Here is a 14,346-nt window from a genome sequence, read left to right on the forward strand (position 1 = left end):
GCCGTCACTCCCAGCGGAACCAGCGGGCCGCCGTCGCGGTCAGCAGGACCGTCCAGAGGGCCATGGTCCCGAGCGCCGCCCACTCGGGCCATCCCCCGGACGTCGCGGCGTCGAGGGCCTGCGAGGCGGCGCCGTACGGCGTGAACTGGACGATGCGCTGCAGCGTATCCGGCATGGCCTGGACCGGGACCCAGACGCCGGCGGTGAACATCGTCGGGAAGAACACGGCCGATCCGATCGCGGTGGCGATCTTCTGGGTGCGCGAGACCGCGCAGACGGCGGCGCCGAGGGCGAGGCCGCCGGCGATCGCGAGCAGCAGCGCGAGGGCGTAGCCGGTGAGGTTCTGCGGCAGCCGGACACCGAAGGCCACCCGGCCGACCGTGATGACGAGCGCGGAGGAGACGAGGGCCGCGACCCCGTGCAGCACGAGCTGGGCGGTGAGGAGCGAGGCGGGGCGGACCGGAGTGGTCGACATCCGGCGCAGGATGCCGCGTTCGCGATAGCCGGCGAGGACGGGGGGCATGGCCTGGAGCCCGGCCATGATCATGGCGAAGAGGACGGTGACCGCGACGTAGAGGTCGATCACACGGCGGCCGCCGAGGTCGTCGGACGCCTCCCGGAAGGACGGGATCAGGCCGAGGATCACCAGGAGGACGGTCGGCGAGACCATCACCCAGAACAGCGCCCCGGGTTCGCGGGTGAAGAGGCGGGCCTCGGTCTTCAGGACCATGGTGGTGGCGGCGCTCATCGGTGGTCGGCTCCTGTCAGGTCGAGGAAGGCGTCGTCGAGGGTGGCGTCCGTGACCCGGAGCTGTTCGGCGGTGACGGCGCGCCGGGCGAGGAGCTGGACGAAGGCGTTGACGGTCGTGTCCGTACCGGTGACGACGGTCCGGCCGTCCCTGGTCTCCACGGACGCGGCCTGCGGCAGGGCGCGGAGTTCGGCGGGATCAAGGGCGGTCTCGGCGGCGAAGGAGATCACCTTGGAGGCGGCGGCCCGGCCGATCAGCCCCTCGGGGGTGTCGAGCGCGGCGATCCGGCCCCGGTCGACGAGGGCGATCCGGTCGCAGAGGCGCTGGGCCTCCTCCATGAAGTGGGTGACGAGCAGGACGGTCACCCCGCCGGCCCTGATGTCCTCGATGAGGGCCCAGGTGTCGCGCCGGGCGCGCGGGTCGAGCCCGGTGGTGAGCTCGTCGAGGACGACGGCCCGCGGGTTGCCGACCAGAGCGAGGGCGATGAAGAGCCGCTGCTTCTGCCCGCCGGAGAGCTTCCCGAACCGGGCCGTCAGATGGGCGTCGAGTCCGAGCCGCTCGGCGAGCGTCCGCCAGTCGGCGGGCCGCTCGTAGAAGGACGCGTACAGCTCCAGGGCCTCCCGTACGGTCAGCTTCGCCTGGAGCTCGCTCTCCTGGAGCTGCACCCCGAGGATCCGGGTGACGTCGGCGTGCCGGGCGACGGGGTCGAACCCGCCGACCCGCACGGTCCCGGCGTCCGGGCTCCGCAGCCCCTCGACGCACTCCACGGTGGTGGTCTTGCCGGCCCCGTTGGGCCCGAGGATCCCGAAGATCTCCCCCTCGTCGACCGCGAACGACACCCCGTCGACGACCGTCCGGCCGCCGTAGGCCTTGCGCAGGCCCTGCACCTCGATCATTGGCATGCCCCGAGAATGACGCCGCCGCCGTTCCCGGAACATCGGCCATCACGCTCGAAGCACGGTCAACCGATCGGTTGATGCCCGGTACGACCCGTGGTCTCCCCCGCCGCCGCGGACAGTTCGGCTTCGAGCCGGGCCACCACACGCTGCTCGCCGGCGCGCCGGGCCGCGGCGAAGCGGCGGTCGACGAGCGCCATCGGCAGCAGCCAGAGCCAGCCCCAGAGGCTGAAGGAGTCCACGACGCCGGTCGCCCGGAGCACGAGGTTGGTGGCGTAGGAGAGAACGACGGAGACCACCCAGGCCGCGGTCCGGTGGCGGGCGAGGAGGCGTACGGGTGCGTTCCAGGGGCCCGACAGCGCGTCGAGCGTCGCCGCGAGCACGGCGGCGCGGCGGTCCGTCGGCCGGGCGGTCTCGTGCGCCAGCACCGCCGCGCGCGCGTCCCGGTCGCCGTGCCGGCGCAGCGCGTCCGTGAGGTCGGCGCTCTGCTCCTCGACGGCCCGGCCGGTCACGGCGGCGCGCGCGGCCTGGAGCCGTATGTCCTCCCAGTAGCTCCTGCGGTGCAGCCGTTCGGCGGACTCGACCCTCCCGGCCTCCGGGGAGTCCGGGGCCAGCGCCTTGATCCTGGCGGTCAGGGCGACCGCCCGGGCGGACCGTCCGGGGTGCTCGAACCCGTCGGCCCGGAGGCAGAGTTCCGCGTATCCGGCGAGCAGCCCGAGATGGTCGGGGTCGAGCTTCAGCCCGGCCCGGAAGGCCTCCTCGGCGGCGTCGTCGTGGTCGTCCTCGTCCTCGGCCGTGTGCCCGACCCCGAGCCAGCAGTACAGATCGGCGCTCGGGCCGAGCGCGTCGAGGCCCTCCCGCGCCGCGCGGCGTACGGCGGCGTGCCCGCCCGCCAGGTAGAGCTGCTCGCAGCGCGCGAAGTACGCCTCGGCCGTCGTCATCCGGTTCCCGCCCCTGTGTTCGTACCCCGATCGTCCACGGGGCCGGGAAAGTCTCCGGCCTGCGGGTATGTCCGTCAAGGGGCATCTGGGGAGGGCCCGGTGCGGGGAAAACCGGATGAGGGATGTCAGTGGTGAACCCTAGGCTCGGACCTGATGCCCGGAGAACATGTAGTTGACAAGGATTCCCCCGACCACCGCCGCTCCGCCGTCCGTTCGCTGGCGCGGCTGTGGCCCTATGTGCGGCCCGTGCGCGGTCGGCTGGCCTGGGCCGCCGTCGTCGCGATAGTCGCGTCCTGTCTGTCGCTCGTCATCCCGCTCGTCCTGAAGTGGATGGTGGACGGGCCCGTCGCCGCGGGTGATCCGGGCGGAGTGTGGCTCGGTGCCCTGTACCTGCTGCTGCTCGGGATCGCGGAGGCCGTGCTCTTCGGGTTCCGGCGGTGGCTGGTGGCCCGGCCGCTCGCCGGGGTCGAGGCGGGCATGCGGGCCGCCCTGTACCGGCGGCTGCAGCGGCTGCCGATCGCCTTCCACGACCGGTGGGCCTCGGGCCAGCTGCTCTCGCGGGCCACGACCGATCTGATGCTGCTGCGGATGTTCCTCGCCTTTCCGCTGACGTTCCTGCTGGTCAACGGCGTGACGATCCTCGCCGGTTACGTCCTGCTGCTCGCCCAGGACTGGACGCTCGGGCTCGTGCTGCTCACACCCGTCGTCCCGCTGGTGATCCTCTGCTCGCTGTTCGAGACGAAGTACTCCGTGGTCGCGCGGCGCGCCCAGGACCAGGTCGGCGATCTGACGACCGTGGTCGAGGAGAGCGTCCTCGGCATCCGGATCGTCAAGGGCTTCGGACGGCACCGCAGCCAGGCCCTCGCCTTCCGCGCGCTGGCCGAGCGGCTGCGCGGTACAGAGCTGGTCAAGGCTCGGCTGCTCGCCGGGATCTGGGCGCTCATCACGATCATTCCCGAACTGGCGATCGGCGCGGCGCTGGTGCTCGGCACCGTGCAGGTCGCCGACGGGGAGCTGTCGGCGGGCACCCTCGTCGCGTTCCTGTCGACGGCGCTGGCGCTGCGCTGGCCCGTGGAGTCGATCGGCTTCCTGCTGGCGATGAGCCAGGAGGCGGCGACGGCGACGGAACGGTACTTCGAGGTGATGGACGCGGAGGAGGAGACCGCGGGGCCGGCGTCGGCCGGGACGCAGAATGCCGCGGCCGAAGCCGTCTCCGCAGCCGACGGGGTGCGCTTCGAGAACGTGTCGTTCGGCTATCCGGACGCCTCCCCCGACGCCCCTCCCGTGCTCGACCGCGTCGATCTGCACATCCGGCCCGGCGAGACACTCGCCCTCGTCGGCGGGACCGGTTCCGGCAAGACGACGCTCACCGCCCTCGTACCGCGGCTCCACGAGCCGACCGGCGGGCGGATCCTGCTGGACGGCGAGGACATCACGCTCATGGAGCGCGAACGGCTCCGTACGCTCGTGTCGACCGCCTTCGAGGAGCCGACGCTCTTCTCGGCGAGCGTCGGCGAGAACGTCCTGATGGGCGGTACGGAGGGGGCCGGCGAGCCCGAGCTGTGGCGCGCGCTCGATGTCGCCCAGGCGGACGGCTTCGTGGCGGCCCTGCCCGAGGGGGCGGCCACCCAGGTGGGCGAACAGGGGCTCAGTCTCTCCGGCGGCCAGCGCCAGCGCCTCGCCCTGGCCCGCGCGGTCGTCGGCCGGCCCCGCTTCCTGGTCCTCGACGACCCGCTCTCCGCGCTCGACGTCCACACGGAGGCCCTGGTCGAGGCGGCCCTGCGTGAGGTCCTGCGCGACACGACCGCCCTGGTGGTCGCCCACCGCCCGTCGACGGTACTGCTCGCCGACCGGGTGGCGCTGCTGTCGGAGGGCCGCATCGCCGCGGTGGGCACGCACCAGGAACTGCTGCGCGAGAACGCCGAGTACGCCTGGCTCATGTCCGGCGAAGGGGCTGACGAACGATGACGGATCCGATGACGACGACGTCGACGACGAAGTCGACGGCGGCGAGCCCGGATCGGACGGACCTCGCCGCCGGGACCGACCCGGCAGCCCACGCGGACGGCCCCGATCACGGGCCCGAGGCCCGGGCCGCCGGACGCCCCGGCGGCGGGGACCCGTTCGACCGGGACGACCTGCCCACCGAGCCCGGGGCCACCGGCGCGCTCCTGCGGTCGCTGCTCGCCGCCCATCGCGCCCGCGTGACCGTGGCCGCGCTCGTCCTCCTTCTCCAGCAGGGAGCCGTGCAGGCCGGCCCGCTGCTCGTCGCGTACGCGATCGACCGTGGCGTACCCGCCTTCCGGGCCGGGGACTACGGCCCCGTGGTGGCCGTCGCCGTCGGGTACCTGCTCTGCTCCGTGGCCGGCGGCCTCCTCCAGTACGCCTTCGTGCGCGTCGCCGCCCGCGTCAACCAGGACGTGCTGCTCGATCTGCGCGGGCGGATCTTCCGGCACGCTCAGGTGCTGAGCGTCGACTTCCACGAGCGGTACACCTCCGGCCGGCTCATCTCCCGGTCCACGACCGACGTGGAGTCCCTCCGCGAACTGCTCGCCGAAGGGCTCCAGGAGCTGATCGGCGTCGTCCTCGCGTTCGTCTACATCTCGGCGATGCTGCTCTGGCTCGACCTGGGCATCGGCGCGGTCGCCGTCGCCTCCTTCGTACCGCTGTATCTGCTGGTACGGATCTACCGGCGGCGCGCCGGCGTCGTCTTCGCCGAGCGGTCCACGGCCATCGCGGGCGTGATCGTGAAGTTCGCCGAGACGATGAACGGCATCCGGCCCGTGCGGGCGTTCCGCCGCGAGCGGGCCAACGACGCCGAGTTCGCCGTGCTCAACCGGCGGCACGAGCGTTCCAACGGCGACGCGCTCCTGGAGATGGCCCGCTATGTCGTCGGCTCGCGGCTCGTCGCGAACACGGCCGTGGCCGGCATGTGTCTGTGGGGCGCGTACCGGGTGGCCGGCGGGACGCTGGCGCTGGGCGTGCTCGCGGCGGCGGTGCTCTACATGCGACGGCTCTACGACCCGATCGACCGGCTCGGCATGTTCCTCAACTCGTACCAGTCCGCCGCCGCCTCCCTGGCCAAGATCGCCGGCCTGCTGGCGCAGGAGCCCGGCGTCCCGGAGGCCGCCGCGCCGCGCGCGCTTCCGGAGCGCCGGGGCGGACACCCGGGCCGGGAGGTCGTCTTCGAGGGGGTGCGGTTCGCGTACCGGACGGGCGGCGAGGTGCTGCCCCGCTTCGACCTCACGATCCCCGCGGGCCGGACGGTCGCGGTGGTCGGCTCGACGGGTGCGGGCAAGTCGACGCTCGCCAAGCTGCTGGCCCGCTTCTACGACCCGACCGAGGGGCGGGTGCTGCTCGACGGCGTCGACCTCCGCGACCTGGAGACGGCCGAACTGCGGCGGGGCGTGGTGATGGTGACCCAGGAGGCGTTCCTGTTCTCCGGGACGGTCGCCGAGAACATCGCGATCGGCCGGCCGGACGCGACCCGGGAGGAGATCGAGCAGGCGGCGAAGGCGATCGGTGCGCACGACTTCATCGCCGGCCTGCCGGACGGCTACGACACGGACGTACGGAAGCGGGGCGGCCGGATCTCGGCGGGCCAGCGGCAGTTGGTGGCCTTCGCCCGCGCCCTGCTCGCGGACCCGGCGGTACTGATCCTGGACGAGGCGACCAGCTCGCTGGACGTGCCGGGGGAACGGGCGGTGCAGCGGGCGATGGACACGGTCCTCGCGGGCCGTACGGCGGTCGTGATCGCCCACCGCCTCTCGACGGTGGAGATCGCGGACCGGGTCCTGGTGATGGAGGGCGGCCGGATCGTGGAGGACGGCACCCCGTCGGCCCTGGTGCACGGCGAGGGCCGCTTCGCGACCCTCCACCGCGCGTGGCGGGACAGCCTGGTGGGGTGAGCCGGGGGGGCGACCGCGCCAGGTGGCGGGTGAGCCCGGGGGTCGACCGCCTCAGGCGGCGGGTGAGCCCCGGGGAGGCGCCTCAGTGGCGGGTGAGCCCCGGGGGTCGGTCGCCTCAGGTGGACGTCGCGTACGACGCGGGCGCCTCCGTCCTGCGGCGGCGTCTGAGCACGCACACGCACAGCGCCGTCGCGCAGAGCATGACCAGGGCCGCCCCGCCTGCCGCCCAGTTCAGGGCGTCGGTGAAGGCGGCGCGGGCCGCGTCCAGGACCGGGCCGGGGGTGGTGAGCGCACCGCCGAGGGTCTCGCGGGCCGCCGCCGGGGCGGAGGCCGGCATGGCGTCGGTGTAGACGGCGGCGCCGATCGAGCCGAGGAGCGCCATGCCGAGCGAGCCGCCGAGCTCCGTGCCCGATTCGAGGACGGCGGCCGCGGCGCCCGCCCGCTCCGGCGGGGCCGCGCCCAGGGCGCTCTCGTTGGCGAGGGTCATGGCGGAGACGAGCCCGGAGGCGTAGACGGTGGCGGCCGTGAGCAGCGCCCAGAGCGGGGTGGCGGGGCCGAGGAGGGTCAGTGAGGCGAAGCCGCCCGCGGAGAGCAGGAATCCGCCCGCCATGACGTACGCCCGGTCGAACCGCCGGGCGAGCGCCGCGCCGAGAGGGGCGGCGACCATGACGCCCACCGACGGGACGAGGCTCAGCAGCGCCGCTTCGAACGGGCTCCGGCCGAGGACGGACTGGAGGTATTGGGTGACGAAGACGGCGAAGCCGACCGTGGCGAGCATCGCGAGCAGGTTGGCGAGGACCGAGCCTCCGAACGCCCGCGTGCGCAGCAGCGCGAGGTCCACCATCGGCTCGGCGAGCCGGGCCTGACGGCGCAGGAAGACCAGGGAGACGAGCAGGCCCGCCGTGATGGTGAGGAGGGGAAGCGGCCCGGCGCCCTCCTCGGCGAGTTCCTTGATGCCGTGGATCAGGGGCAGCAGCGCGGCCAGGGAGAGGAGCGCGCTCGGCCAGTCGAACCGGCCGGGCGCCGCGGGGCCCCTGGACCCGGGCAGGAGGACCGGGCCGAGGAGGAGGAGCAGGAGCATCGCGGGCAGGTTGAGGAGGAAGACCGAGCCCCACCAGAAGTGTTCGACGAGGGCCCCGCTGACGACCGGGCCGAGCGAGATCCCGCCGGCCATGACGGCGGTCCAGGTGGTGACGGCCTTGGCGCGCTGGGCTTCGTCGCGGAAGAGCGTGCGGATCAGGGCCAGCGTGGACGGCATCAGGCAGGCCCCCGCGACGCCGAGCAGTGCGCGGGCGGCGATCAGTGTGCCGGGGCTGTGCGCGTAGGCGGCGGCGAGGGAGGCGGCGCCGAAGAGGCCCGCCCCGAAGAGCAGCAGTCGGCGCCGGCCGATCCGGTCGCCCAACGCCCCCATGGTGATGAGGAGTCCGGCGAGCACGAAGCCGTACATGTCCAGGATCCACAGCTGTTCGGTGGCCCCGGGGCGCAGGTCGGCGCTGATGGAGGGGATGGCGAAGTAGAGGACGGAGACGTCCATGGAGACGAGGAGCAGCGGCAGCATCAGCACGCCGAGCGCGGTCCATTCGCGGCGGCCGGCGAGGGCCGCTTCCGGTGGTGTCGTGAGCGTCATGCGGGGAGCGAAACAGCCCTGCGCGTACGGTGCCATCCTCGCCCTAGTGCACCCCGCACGCGGACGGTGAACCAGCAGGTCGTTCACGTGTACGGGGCGTCAGGTGCACTAGTACACTGCCCGCCGTGTCGACGTCGCCGCCCTACCTCGCCATCGCCGCCGAGATCCGTCGCCGGATCCGCGCGGGGGAACTCTCCCCCGGCGACCGCGTCCCCTCCACCCGGGCCATCACCCGCGAGTGGGGTGTGGCGATGGCGACGGCCACGAAGGCGCTCGCGGCGCTGCGCCAGGAGGGCCTCGTCCGGGTCGAGCCGGGCGTCGGGACGGTGGTGGTCATGGCGGCCGGGCCGGCCGGCGGTCCGGCCGCGAAGGACCTGACGCGTGAGCGGATCGTCCGTGTCGCGCTCGAACTCGCCGACGCCGAGGGGCTGTCGGCGCTCTCCATGCGCCGGATCGCGACGCGGCTGGGCGTGTCGACGATGGCGCTCTACCGGCATGTGCCGGGCAAGGGCGAGCTGGTGCGGCTGATGACGGACGCGGTCTGCGGAGAGGTGCCGTTGGGGCCGGTGCCGGCGGACTGGCGTACGGGGATGGAGCAGGCGGCCCGCTGGCTGCGCGCGGTCTACGCGCGGCACCGCTGGATGGCGCACGCGATGGCCTCGTTCACGCGGCCGATCGCGTCACCGAACGCGATGGCGTACACGGAGTGGGTCCTCAACGCGCTGCGGGGCACGCCCCTGACGCCGTTCGAGAAGATCCACACGCATCTGGTGATCTTCGCCTATGTCCAAGGAGTGGCCATGGCCGACGACTTGGAGGAGCAGGCGCGGCAGGACTCGGGGATCTCGGACGGCGAGTGGATGGAGCGGAACGAGCCACGCTACGACGCGATCTCGGGCGGTGGCGCGTACCCGCTGCTCAACAGTCTGAGCGAGGGCGAGGACTTCGCGCTCGACCTGGAAACGCTCTTCGAATTCGGGCTGCGGAGAACGCTGGACGGCGTCGCGGCCATGATCGACGAAACGTCCGGTTAACGAACACGACCATTCGGGCACCGGACGATTTCCGGCCAACTTGTTGACGCGCTCCTGACAGATACGTGTCACCCCTGCCACTCTCTCCCCGACTCGTCAGTGAGTTCGTGCTCCACAGCTCTGTTTGCTCTGCCCGGGCGACCCACCCAGCCGTCCGGTACCCCCCTCGCAAAAGGAGTCTGCGTGAGATCCACGCCCAGCCGTCGCGCCACCGCGACCGGCGCTCTGATCGCTGCCGCCGCCATGATCGCCGTCACCGTCCAGACGGGTTCCGCCACCGCGGCGGACACCGCCGGACCGGCCGCGTCGGTCGCCCCGAAGGCCCTGGCAGCGAACCCCGGCAAGCTGCCGGCCGATCTGTCCCCCGCCCAGCGCACCGCGCTGATACGCGCGGCGGACGCCGACAAGGCGGCGACCGCCAAGTCCCTCGGCCTCGGCGCGCAGGAGAAGCTCGTCGTCCGGGACGTCGTCCAGGACCGCGACGGCACCACGCACACGCGCTACGAGCGCACCTACGCCGGCCTCCCGGTCCTCGGTGGCGACCTGGTCGTCCAGGAGACCAAGGCCGGTGTGACGCAGGGCGTCACCAAGGCGTCCCGCGCGGAGCTGAAGAACGTCGACACGACCGCCGACGTCGCCCCGGCCGCCGCCGAGCGGCAGGCTCTCGGCGCCGCCGCCGCGGAGGGCTCGAAGAAGACCTCCGCCGAGCGCGCCCCGCGCAAGGTCGTCTGGATGGCGCAGGGTTCGCCCGTCCTCGCGTACGAGACCGTCGTCGGCGGCCTCCAGCACGACGGCACCCCGAACGAGCTGCACGTCGTCACCGACGCCACCAGCGGCGCGAAGCTGTACGAGTGGCAGGCCGTCCACACCGGTACCGGCAACACGCAGTACAGCGGCCAGGTGACGCTGGGCACCGCGCCGTCGTACACGCTGACCGACACCGGCCGCGGCAACCACAAGACGTACAACCTCAACCGCGGTACGTCCGGCACCGGAACGCTCTTCTCCGGCGCCGACGACGTCTGGGGCGACGGCACCGCCGCCAACCTCGAGACCGCGGGCGCGGACGCGCACTTCGGTGCCGCTGTCACCTGGGACTACTACAAGAACGTGCACGGCCGCTCCGGCATCCGCGGTGACGGCGTCGGCGCGTACTCCCGGGTCCACTACGGCAACGCGTACGTCAACGCCTTCTGGCAGGACTCCTGCTTCTGCATGACCTACGGCGACGGCTCGGGCAACACCAAGCCGCTCACCTCGATCGACGTGGCCGCGCACGAGATGACGCACGGCGTCACCTCCAACACGGCCGGCCTGGTCTACAGCGGTGAGTCCGGCGGCCTGAACGAGGCCACCTCCGACATCTTCGCGGCGGCCGTCGAGTTCTACGCCAACAACGCCCAGGACAAGGGCGACTACCTCGTCGGCGAGAAGATCGACATCCGCGGCAACGGCACCCCGCTGCGCTACATGGACAAGCCGAGCAAGGACGGCTCGTCCAAGGACGCCTGGTACTCGGGCATCGGCGGCATCGACGTCCACTACTCCTCGGGCCCGGCGAACCACTGGTTCTACCTGCTCTCCGAGGGCAGCGGCGCCAAGACCGTCAACGGCGTCAACTACGACTCGCCGACCTCCGACGGCCTGCCCGTCACCGGCATCGGCCGCGACAAGGCCGCGCTGATCTGGTTCAAGGCGCTCACCACCAAGTTCAGCTCGAACACCAACTACGCCGGTGCGCGCACCGGTACGGTCGCGGTGGCCACCGAGCTGTACGGCGCCGGCAGCCCCGAGGTCCTGGCCGTCGAGCACGCGTGGGCCGGCATCAACGTGGGCTCGCGCCCCGGCGGCGGCAACCCGAACCCGGGCAAGGTCTTCGAGAACGCGGCCGACGTGTCCATCCCGGACAACGGCGCCGCGGTGACCTCCACGGTCAACGTCACCGGCATCACCGGCAACGCCCCCTCGGCCCTCGCGGTGGACGTCAACATCGTCCACACCTACCGCGGTGACCTCGTCGTCGACCTCGTCGCCCCCGACGGCTCCGTCTACAACCTGCACAACCGGTCCGGCGGCAGCGCCGACAACATCGTGCAGACCTACACCGTGAACGCCTCCTCCGAGGTCGCCAACGGCGCCTGGAAGCTCCGCGTCCAGGACCGCGCCGCGATCGACACCGGCTACATCAACAGCTTCAAGCTCACCTTCCCGTAACAGCCGGGTGAGTGAGTGACGGACGCCCGGGGGGCTCGTGCCCCCCGGGCGTCCGCCTGTTCGTGCGACGGTGCGGGGCCGGGGTCACGGGGAGGGATCGCGGGGGCGGGGGCCGCCGGGGTCACGGGGACGGGTCACGGGGGCGGGGGCGCGGCCAGGGGGGCGGCTGCCAGGATGGGTCCATGGAGCCGATCGAGATCGTCCGGGGATTCTGGGACCGCATGCAGGCGAGGGACTGGGCCGGGCTGGCCGCGCTGCTCGCCGACGACCTGGTGGTGGAGTGGCCGGCCAGCGGCGAGCGGATCGTGGGCCGCGAGAACTTCGTACGCGTCAACGCGGAGTATCCGGAGGGGTGGTCGATCCGGGTCCTGCGCGTCGTCGCGCAGGGCGCGGAGGTGGTCTCCGAGGTCGAGGTCCCCCACGACACGACGGGGGTCCACCGGGTGGCGTCCTTCTGGACGGTCGGGAACGGGACGATCACCCGTGGACGGGAGTACTGGACCGAGCTGGGTTCGGATCCGTCGCCGGAGTGGCGCGCGCCGTACGTGCAGAGGCTGACGCCTTGATCAGAGTGCTCCTCGCGGACGACGAGGCGATGGTCCGGGCCGGGGTGAAGGCGATCCTCGCCGCGGATCCGGGAGTCGAGGTGGTCGCGGAGGCGGGCGACGGGCGGGAGGCCGTCGAGCTGGCGCGCCGCCATCTGCCCGACGTGGTCCTGCTCGACATCCGGATGCCGAGGCTCGACGGCCTCGGGGCGGCGGAGGAGCTGCGCCGGGTGGTGCCGGACGCGGCGGTGCTGATGCTGACCACGTTCTCGGAGGACGAGTACATCGCCCGGGCCCTGGGCTCGGGCGCGGCCGGCTTCCTGCTGAAGTCGGGCGACCCGAGGGAACTGCTCGCCGGGGTACGGGCGGTGGCCGACGGGGCCGCGTTCCTCTCCCCCGCGGTGACCCGCCGCGTGATCGCCCACCTCCCGACCGGCCGGCTCTCCCGCGCGGCGGAGGCACGGGAACGGCTGGAGCCGCTGACGGTCCGGGAGCGCGAGGTGGTGGCCCTGGTCGGCGCGGGCCTGTCCAACAGCGAGATCGCGGCCCGCCTGTACGTCGTGGAGGGCACCGTCAAGGCCCACGTGAGCGCCGTCCTCGCCCGCCTCGGCCTGAAGAACCGCGTACAGCTGGCGGTCCTGGCGTACGAGGCGGGCATGACGGAGAAGCCGGACGCGGCCCCGGCGTAGCCCGGCATGGCCCGGCGCGGCCCGGCGTCACTTTCGTCGGGGGCGGTTCCGCGGGCGGGTGCGGGAAGCTGGGGGGATGTGGGGTGGACGACTTCGGCAGACGGTGCTCGACCTGGGGCTGTGGGGGGTGCTCGTCGTCCCCGTGCTGCTGCGGCTCGATCCCCACGACGGCGGCTCCTGGGAGCAGGTCGCCGTGGGGGTCGTCGGGCTCGGTGCCGCTGTGGCCGTCTGCCGGGCCCGGCCCCTGCTCGCGCTCTCCCTCGCCGTCGGGCTGAGCGTCGCCACCTCCCCGGAGCTGTTCACCCCTGCGTACGCGCTCGCGCTCGTCGTCTTCGGCTATCTCGCCGGGCGCCGGCGCCGGCACACGCGGGCCGCGCTCGCCCTCTTCGCCTCGATCGCGGCGCTCGGCTTCGCCCTCGTGCCGCTCTCCGACGGCAACGTCTCCCAGGGCTTCACCGTCGTCCTGGTCCTCGCCCTGGCGGTCGTCGCCCCCTGGCTGACGGGCCGGTACGTGCGTCAGTACGCCCGTCTCGTGCGCGCGGGATGGGAGCTGGCCGCGCGCATGGAGCGCGAGCAGGCCGCCGTCGCCGACCGGGAGCGGCTGCGCGAGCGCTCACGGATCGCGGGCGACATGCACGACTCCCTCGGCCACGACCTCGCGCTGATCGCGCTGCGCGCAGCGGCTCTCGAGGTCGATCCGGTGCTCGGTTCCCGGCAGCAGGCCGCGGCCGGAGAGCTGCGCGTGGCCGCGGCCGACGCGACGGCCCGGCTGCGGGACATCATCGGCGTCCTGCGGACGGACGACGAGCAGGGGCCGGACGCCGCCCCGACGATCCCGGTCGGGGAGACGGTCGAGGAGGTCGTGGACCGGGCGCGCGCCTCCGGGATGTCGGTGGAGCATGCGGTGACGGGACGGCCGGGCGTGGACACGCCGCCGATGGCCGACCGGGCGGCACACCGGCTGGTGGTCGAGTCCCTCACGAACGCGGCCAAGCACGCCCCGGGCGCTCCGGTCCGGGTCGCGCTGGAGCATGCGGACGACACGCTGACGGTGTCTGTGACCAATGGGCCGGGGACGGGAACGAGCGGTGCCGTGCCGGGCGGTGCACCGACGCGGACACAGGCGCAGGCGCAGACGCAGACGCCGACACGGACGCACCGGGACGACGGGATGTCACAACGTGGGCGGGCGGCGGCCGCGGGCGCCCCCGGCGGCACCGGTCTCGTCGGGCTCGACGAGCGTGTGCGGCTGGCCGGGGGGCGGCTGACCCATGGGGCCCGGGCGGACGGCGGGTTCGCCGTACGGGCCGTGCTGCCGCTGGTGCCCGGTGCGACGGCGGCGGCCTCCACCGCACGACCCGCCGCACCCGCCTCCGTACGGGAGAGGGACCGCGCCCGGCAGGAGGTGCGGCGCGGTCTCGCGCAGGCGATCTGGATCCCGCTCGCGCTCGTCGCCGCGCTCGGCGTCGTGATGCTGGTCTTCGGTCTGTGGACGCAGTCGCGGTCCTTCCTGGACCGCGACGACTACACCGGACTCCGCGTCGGCGACCCGCTCTCCGCCGACGCCGAGCGGCTCCCCCCGCACCCCCTGGACGGGCCGCCCGCCTCCGCCCCGCCCGAGCCGCCCGGCATGGACGCGTGTCTGTACTACCGGGCGGCGATGACGGCCTCCGTGCCCGTCTACCGTCTGTGTCTCGTCGACGGGCGGCTCGCCGCCAAGGCGGTCGTCGGGTGAGCCGGCGTC

The 14,346-nt window shown here is 73.3% G+C and carries 11 protein-coding genes; 7 read left to right on the forward strand and 4 right to left on the reverse strand.

Annotated elements, in window-relative coordinates:
- Positions 1 to 4 precede the first annotated feature (4 nt).
- From ACFVGW_RS23090 to ACFVGW_RS23100, 3 genes are read right to left on the reverse strand one after another with little or no spacing between them, the layout of a single operon-like run.
- The gene (locus ACFVGW_RS23090; RefSeq protein WP_385853305.1) at positions 5 to 748 is read right to left on the reverse strand and encodes an ABC transporter permease; all 744 of its coding nucleotides are present in this window, start codon (positions 746 to 748) and stop codon (positions 5 to 7) included.
- Positions 745 to 1,650, reverse strand: a complete 906-nt coding sequence (locus ACFVGW_RS23095; RefSeq protein WP_383222103.1) for an ABC transporter ATP-binding protein — start codon at positions 1,648 to 1,650, stop codon at positions 745 to 747. The genes ACFVGW_RS23090 and ACFVGW_RS23095 overlap by 4 nt, the downstream gene beginning before the upstream one ends.
- 59 nt (positions 1,651 to 1,709) lie before the next feature.
- Entirely contained in the window at positions 1,710 to 2,585 is an 876-nt protein-coding gene (locus ACFVGW_RS23100; RefSeq protein WP_385853306.1) for a hypothetical protein, read from the reverse strand.
- A 153-nt stretch (positions 2,586 to 2,738) separates the two neighbouring features.
- Here ACFVGW_RS23100 and ACFVGW_RS23105 point away from each other — a divergent pair, with 153 nt between their 5' ends.
- Both ACFVGW_RS23105 and ACFVGW_RS23110 read left to right on the forward strand, forming a co-directional pair.
- The gene (locus ACFVGW_RS23105; RefSeq protein ID WP_385853307.1) at positions 2,739 to 4,553 is read left to right on the forward strand and encodes an ABC transporter ATP-binding protein; all 1,815 of its coding nucleotides are present in this window, start codon (positions 2,739 to 2,741) and stop codon (positions 4,551 to 4,553) included.
- Between the two features lie 8 nt (positions 4,554 to 4,561).
- A complete protein-coding gene (locus ACFVGW_RS23110; RefSeq protein ID WP_385853426.1) occupies positions 4,562 to 6,493 on the forward strand; it encodes an ABC transporter ATP-binding protein in 1,932 nt (643 codons plus the stop codon).
- A 115-nt stretch (positions 6,494 to 6,608) separates the two neighbouring features.
- On the opposite strand, the gene ACFVGW_RS23115 is transcribed toward ACFVGW_RS23110, so the two are convergent.
- Entirely contained in the window at positions 6,609 to 8,120 is a 1,512-nt protein-coding gene (locus tag ACFVGW_RS23115; RefSeq protein ID WP_385853308.1) for an MFS transporter, read from the reverse strand.
- Between the two features lie 125 nt (positions 8,121 to 8,245).
- Between ACFVGW_RS23115 and ACFVGW_RS23120 the strand changes: the two genes are divergently transcribed.
- From ACFVGW_RS23120 to ACFVGW_RS23140, 5 genes are all read left to right on the forward strand, one after another.
- Positions 8,246 to 9,154 (forward strand): TetR/AcrR family transcriptional regulator C-terminal domain-containing protein, encoded by a 909-nt coding sequence (locus tag ACFVGW_RS23120; protein ID WP_383222096.1) that lies wholly within the window; start codon positions 8,246 to 8,248, stop codon positions 9,152 to 9,154.
- A gap of 183 nt (positions 9,155 to 9,337) precedes the next feature.
- On the forward strand, positions 9,338 to 11,368 hold the full coding sequence (locus ACFVGW_RS23125) for a M4 family metallopeptidase (RefSeq protein ID WP_385853309.1): 2,031 nt from the start codon (positions 9,338 to 9,340) through the stop codon (positions 11,366 to 11,368).
- A gap of 182 nt (positions 11,369 to 11,550) precedes the next feature.
- Entirely contained in the window at positions 11,551 to 11,934 is a 384-nt protein-coding gene (locus ACFVGW_RS23130) for a nuclear transport factor 2 family protein (protein ID WP_385853310.1), read from the forward strand.
- A complete protein-coding gene (locus tag ACFVGW_RS23135; RefSeq protein ID WP_385853311.1) occupies positions 11,931 to 12,602 on the forward strand; it encodes a response regulator in 672 nt (223 codons plus the stop codon). The genes ACFVGW_RS23130 and ACFVGW_RS23135 overlap by 4 nt, the downstream gene beginning before the upstream one ends.
- Positions 12,603 to 12,678: 76 nt before the next feature.
- On the forward strand, positions 12,679 to 14,337 hold the full coding sequence (locus tag ACFVGW_RS23140; protein ID WP_385853312.1) for a sensor histidine kinase: 1,659 nt from the start codon (positions 12,679 to 12,681) through the stop codon (positions 14,335 to 14,337).
- Positions 14,338 to 14,346: the final 9 nt, after the last annotated feature.

Source organism: Streptomyces sp. NPDC127129, assembly GCF_042671585.1.
GTDB lineage: Bacteria > Actinomycetota > Actinomycetes > Streptomycetales > Streptomycetaceae > Streptomyces.

Excerpts from the sequence above, each read along its gene's own strand:
- ACFVGW_RS23115 (WP_385853308.1), bottom strand. The coding sequence starts at position 8,120 with ATGACGCTCACGACACCACCGGAAGCGGCCCTCGCCGGCCGCCGCGAA.
- ACFVGW_RS23140 (WP_385853312.1), top strand. The coding sequence starts at position 12,679 with ATGTGGGGTGGACGACTTCGGCAGACGGTGCTCGACCTGGGGCTGTGG.
- ACFVGW_RS23095 (WP_383222103.1), bottom strand. The coding sequence starts at position 1,650 with ATGCCAATGATCGAGGTGCAGGGCCTGCGCAAGGCCTACGGCGGCCGG.
- ACFVGW_RS23090 (WP_385853305.1), bottom strand. The coding sequence starts at position 748 with ATGAGCGCCGCCACCACCATGGTCCTGAAGACCGAGGCCCGCCTCTTC.
- ACFVGW_RS23100 (WP_385853306.1), bottom strand. The coding sequence starts at position 2,585 with ATGACGACGGCCGAGGCGTACTTCGCGCGCTGCGAGCAGCTCTACCTG.
- ACFVGW_RS23105 (WP_385853307.1), top strand. The coding sequence starts at position 2,739 with ATGCCCGGAGAACATGTAGTTGACAAGGATTCCCCCGACCACCGCCGC.
- ACFVGW_RS23110 (WP_385853426.1), top strand. The coding sequence starts at position 4,562 with ATGACGACGACGTCGACGACGAAGTCGACGGCGGCGAGCCCGGATCGG.
- ACFVGW_RS23130 (WP_385853310.1), top strand. The coding sequence starts at position 11,551 with ATGGAGCCGATCGAGATCGTCCGGGGATTCTGGGACCGCATGCAGGCG.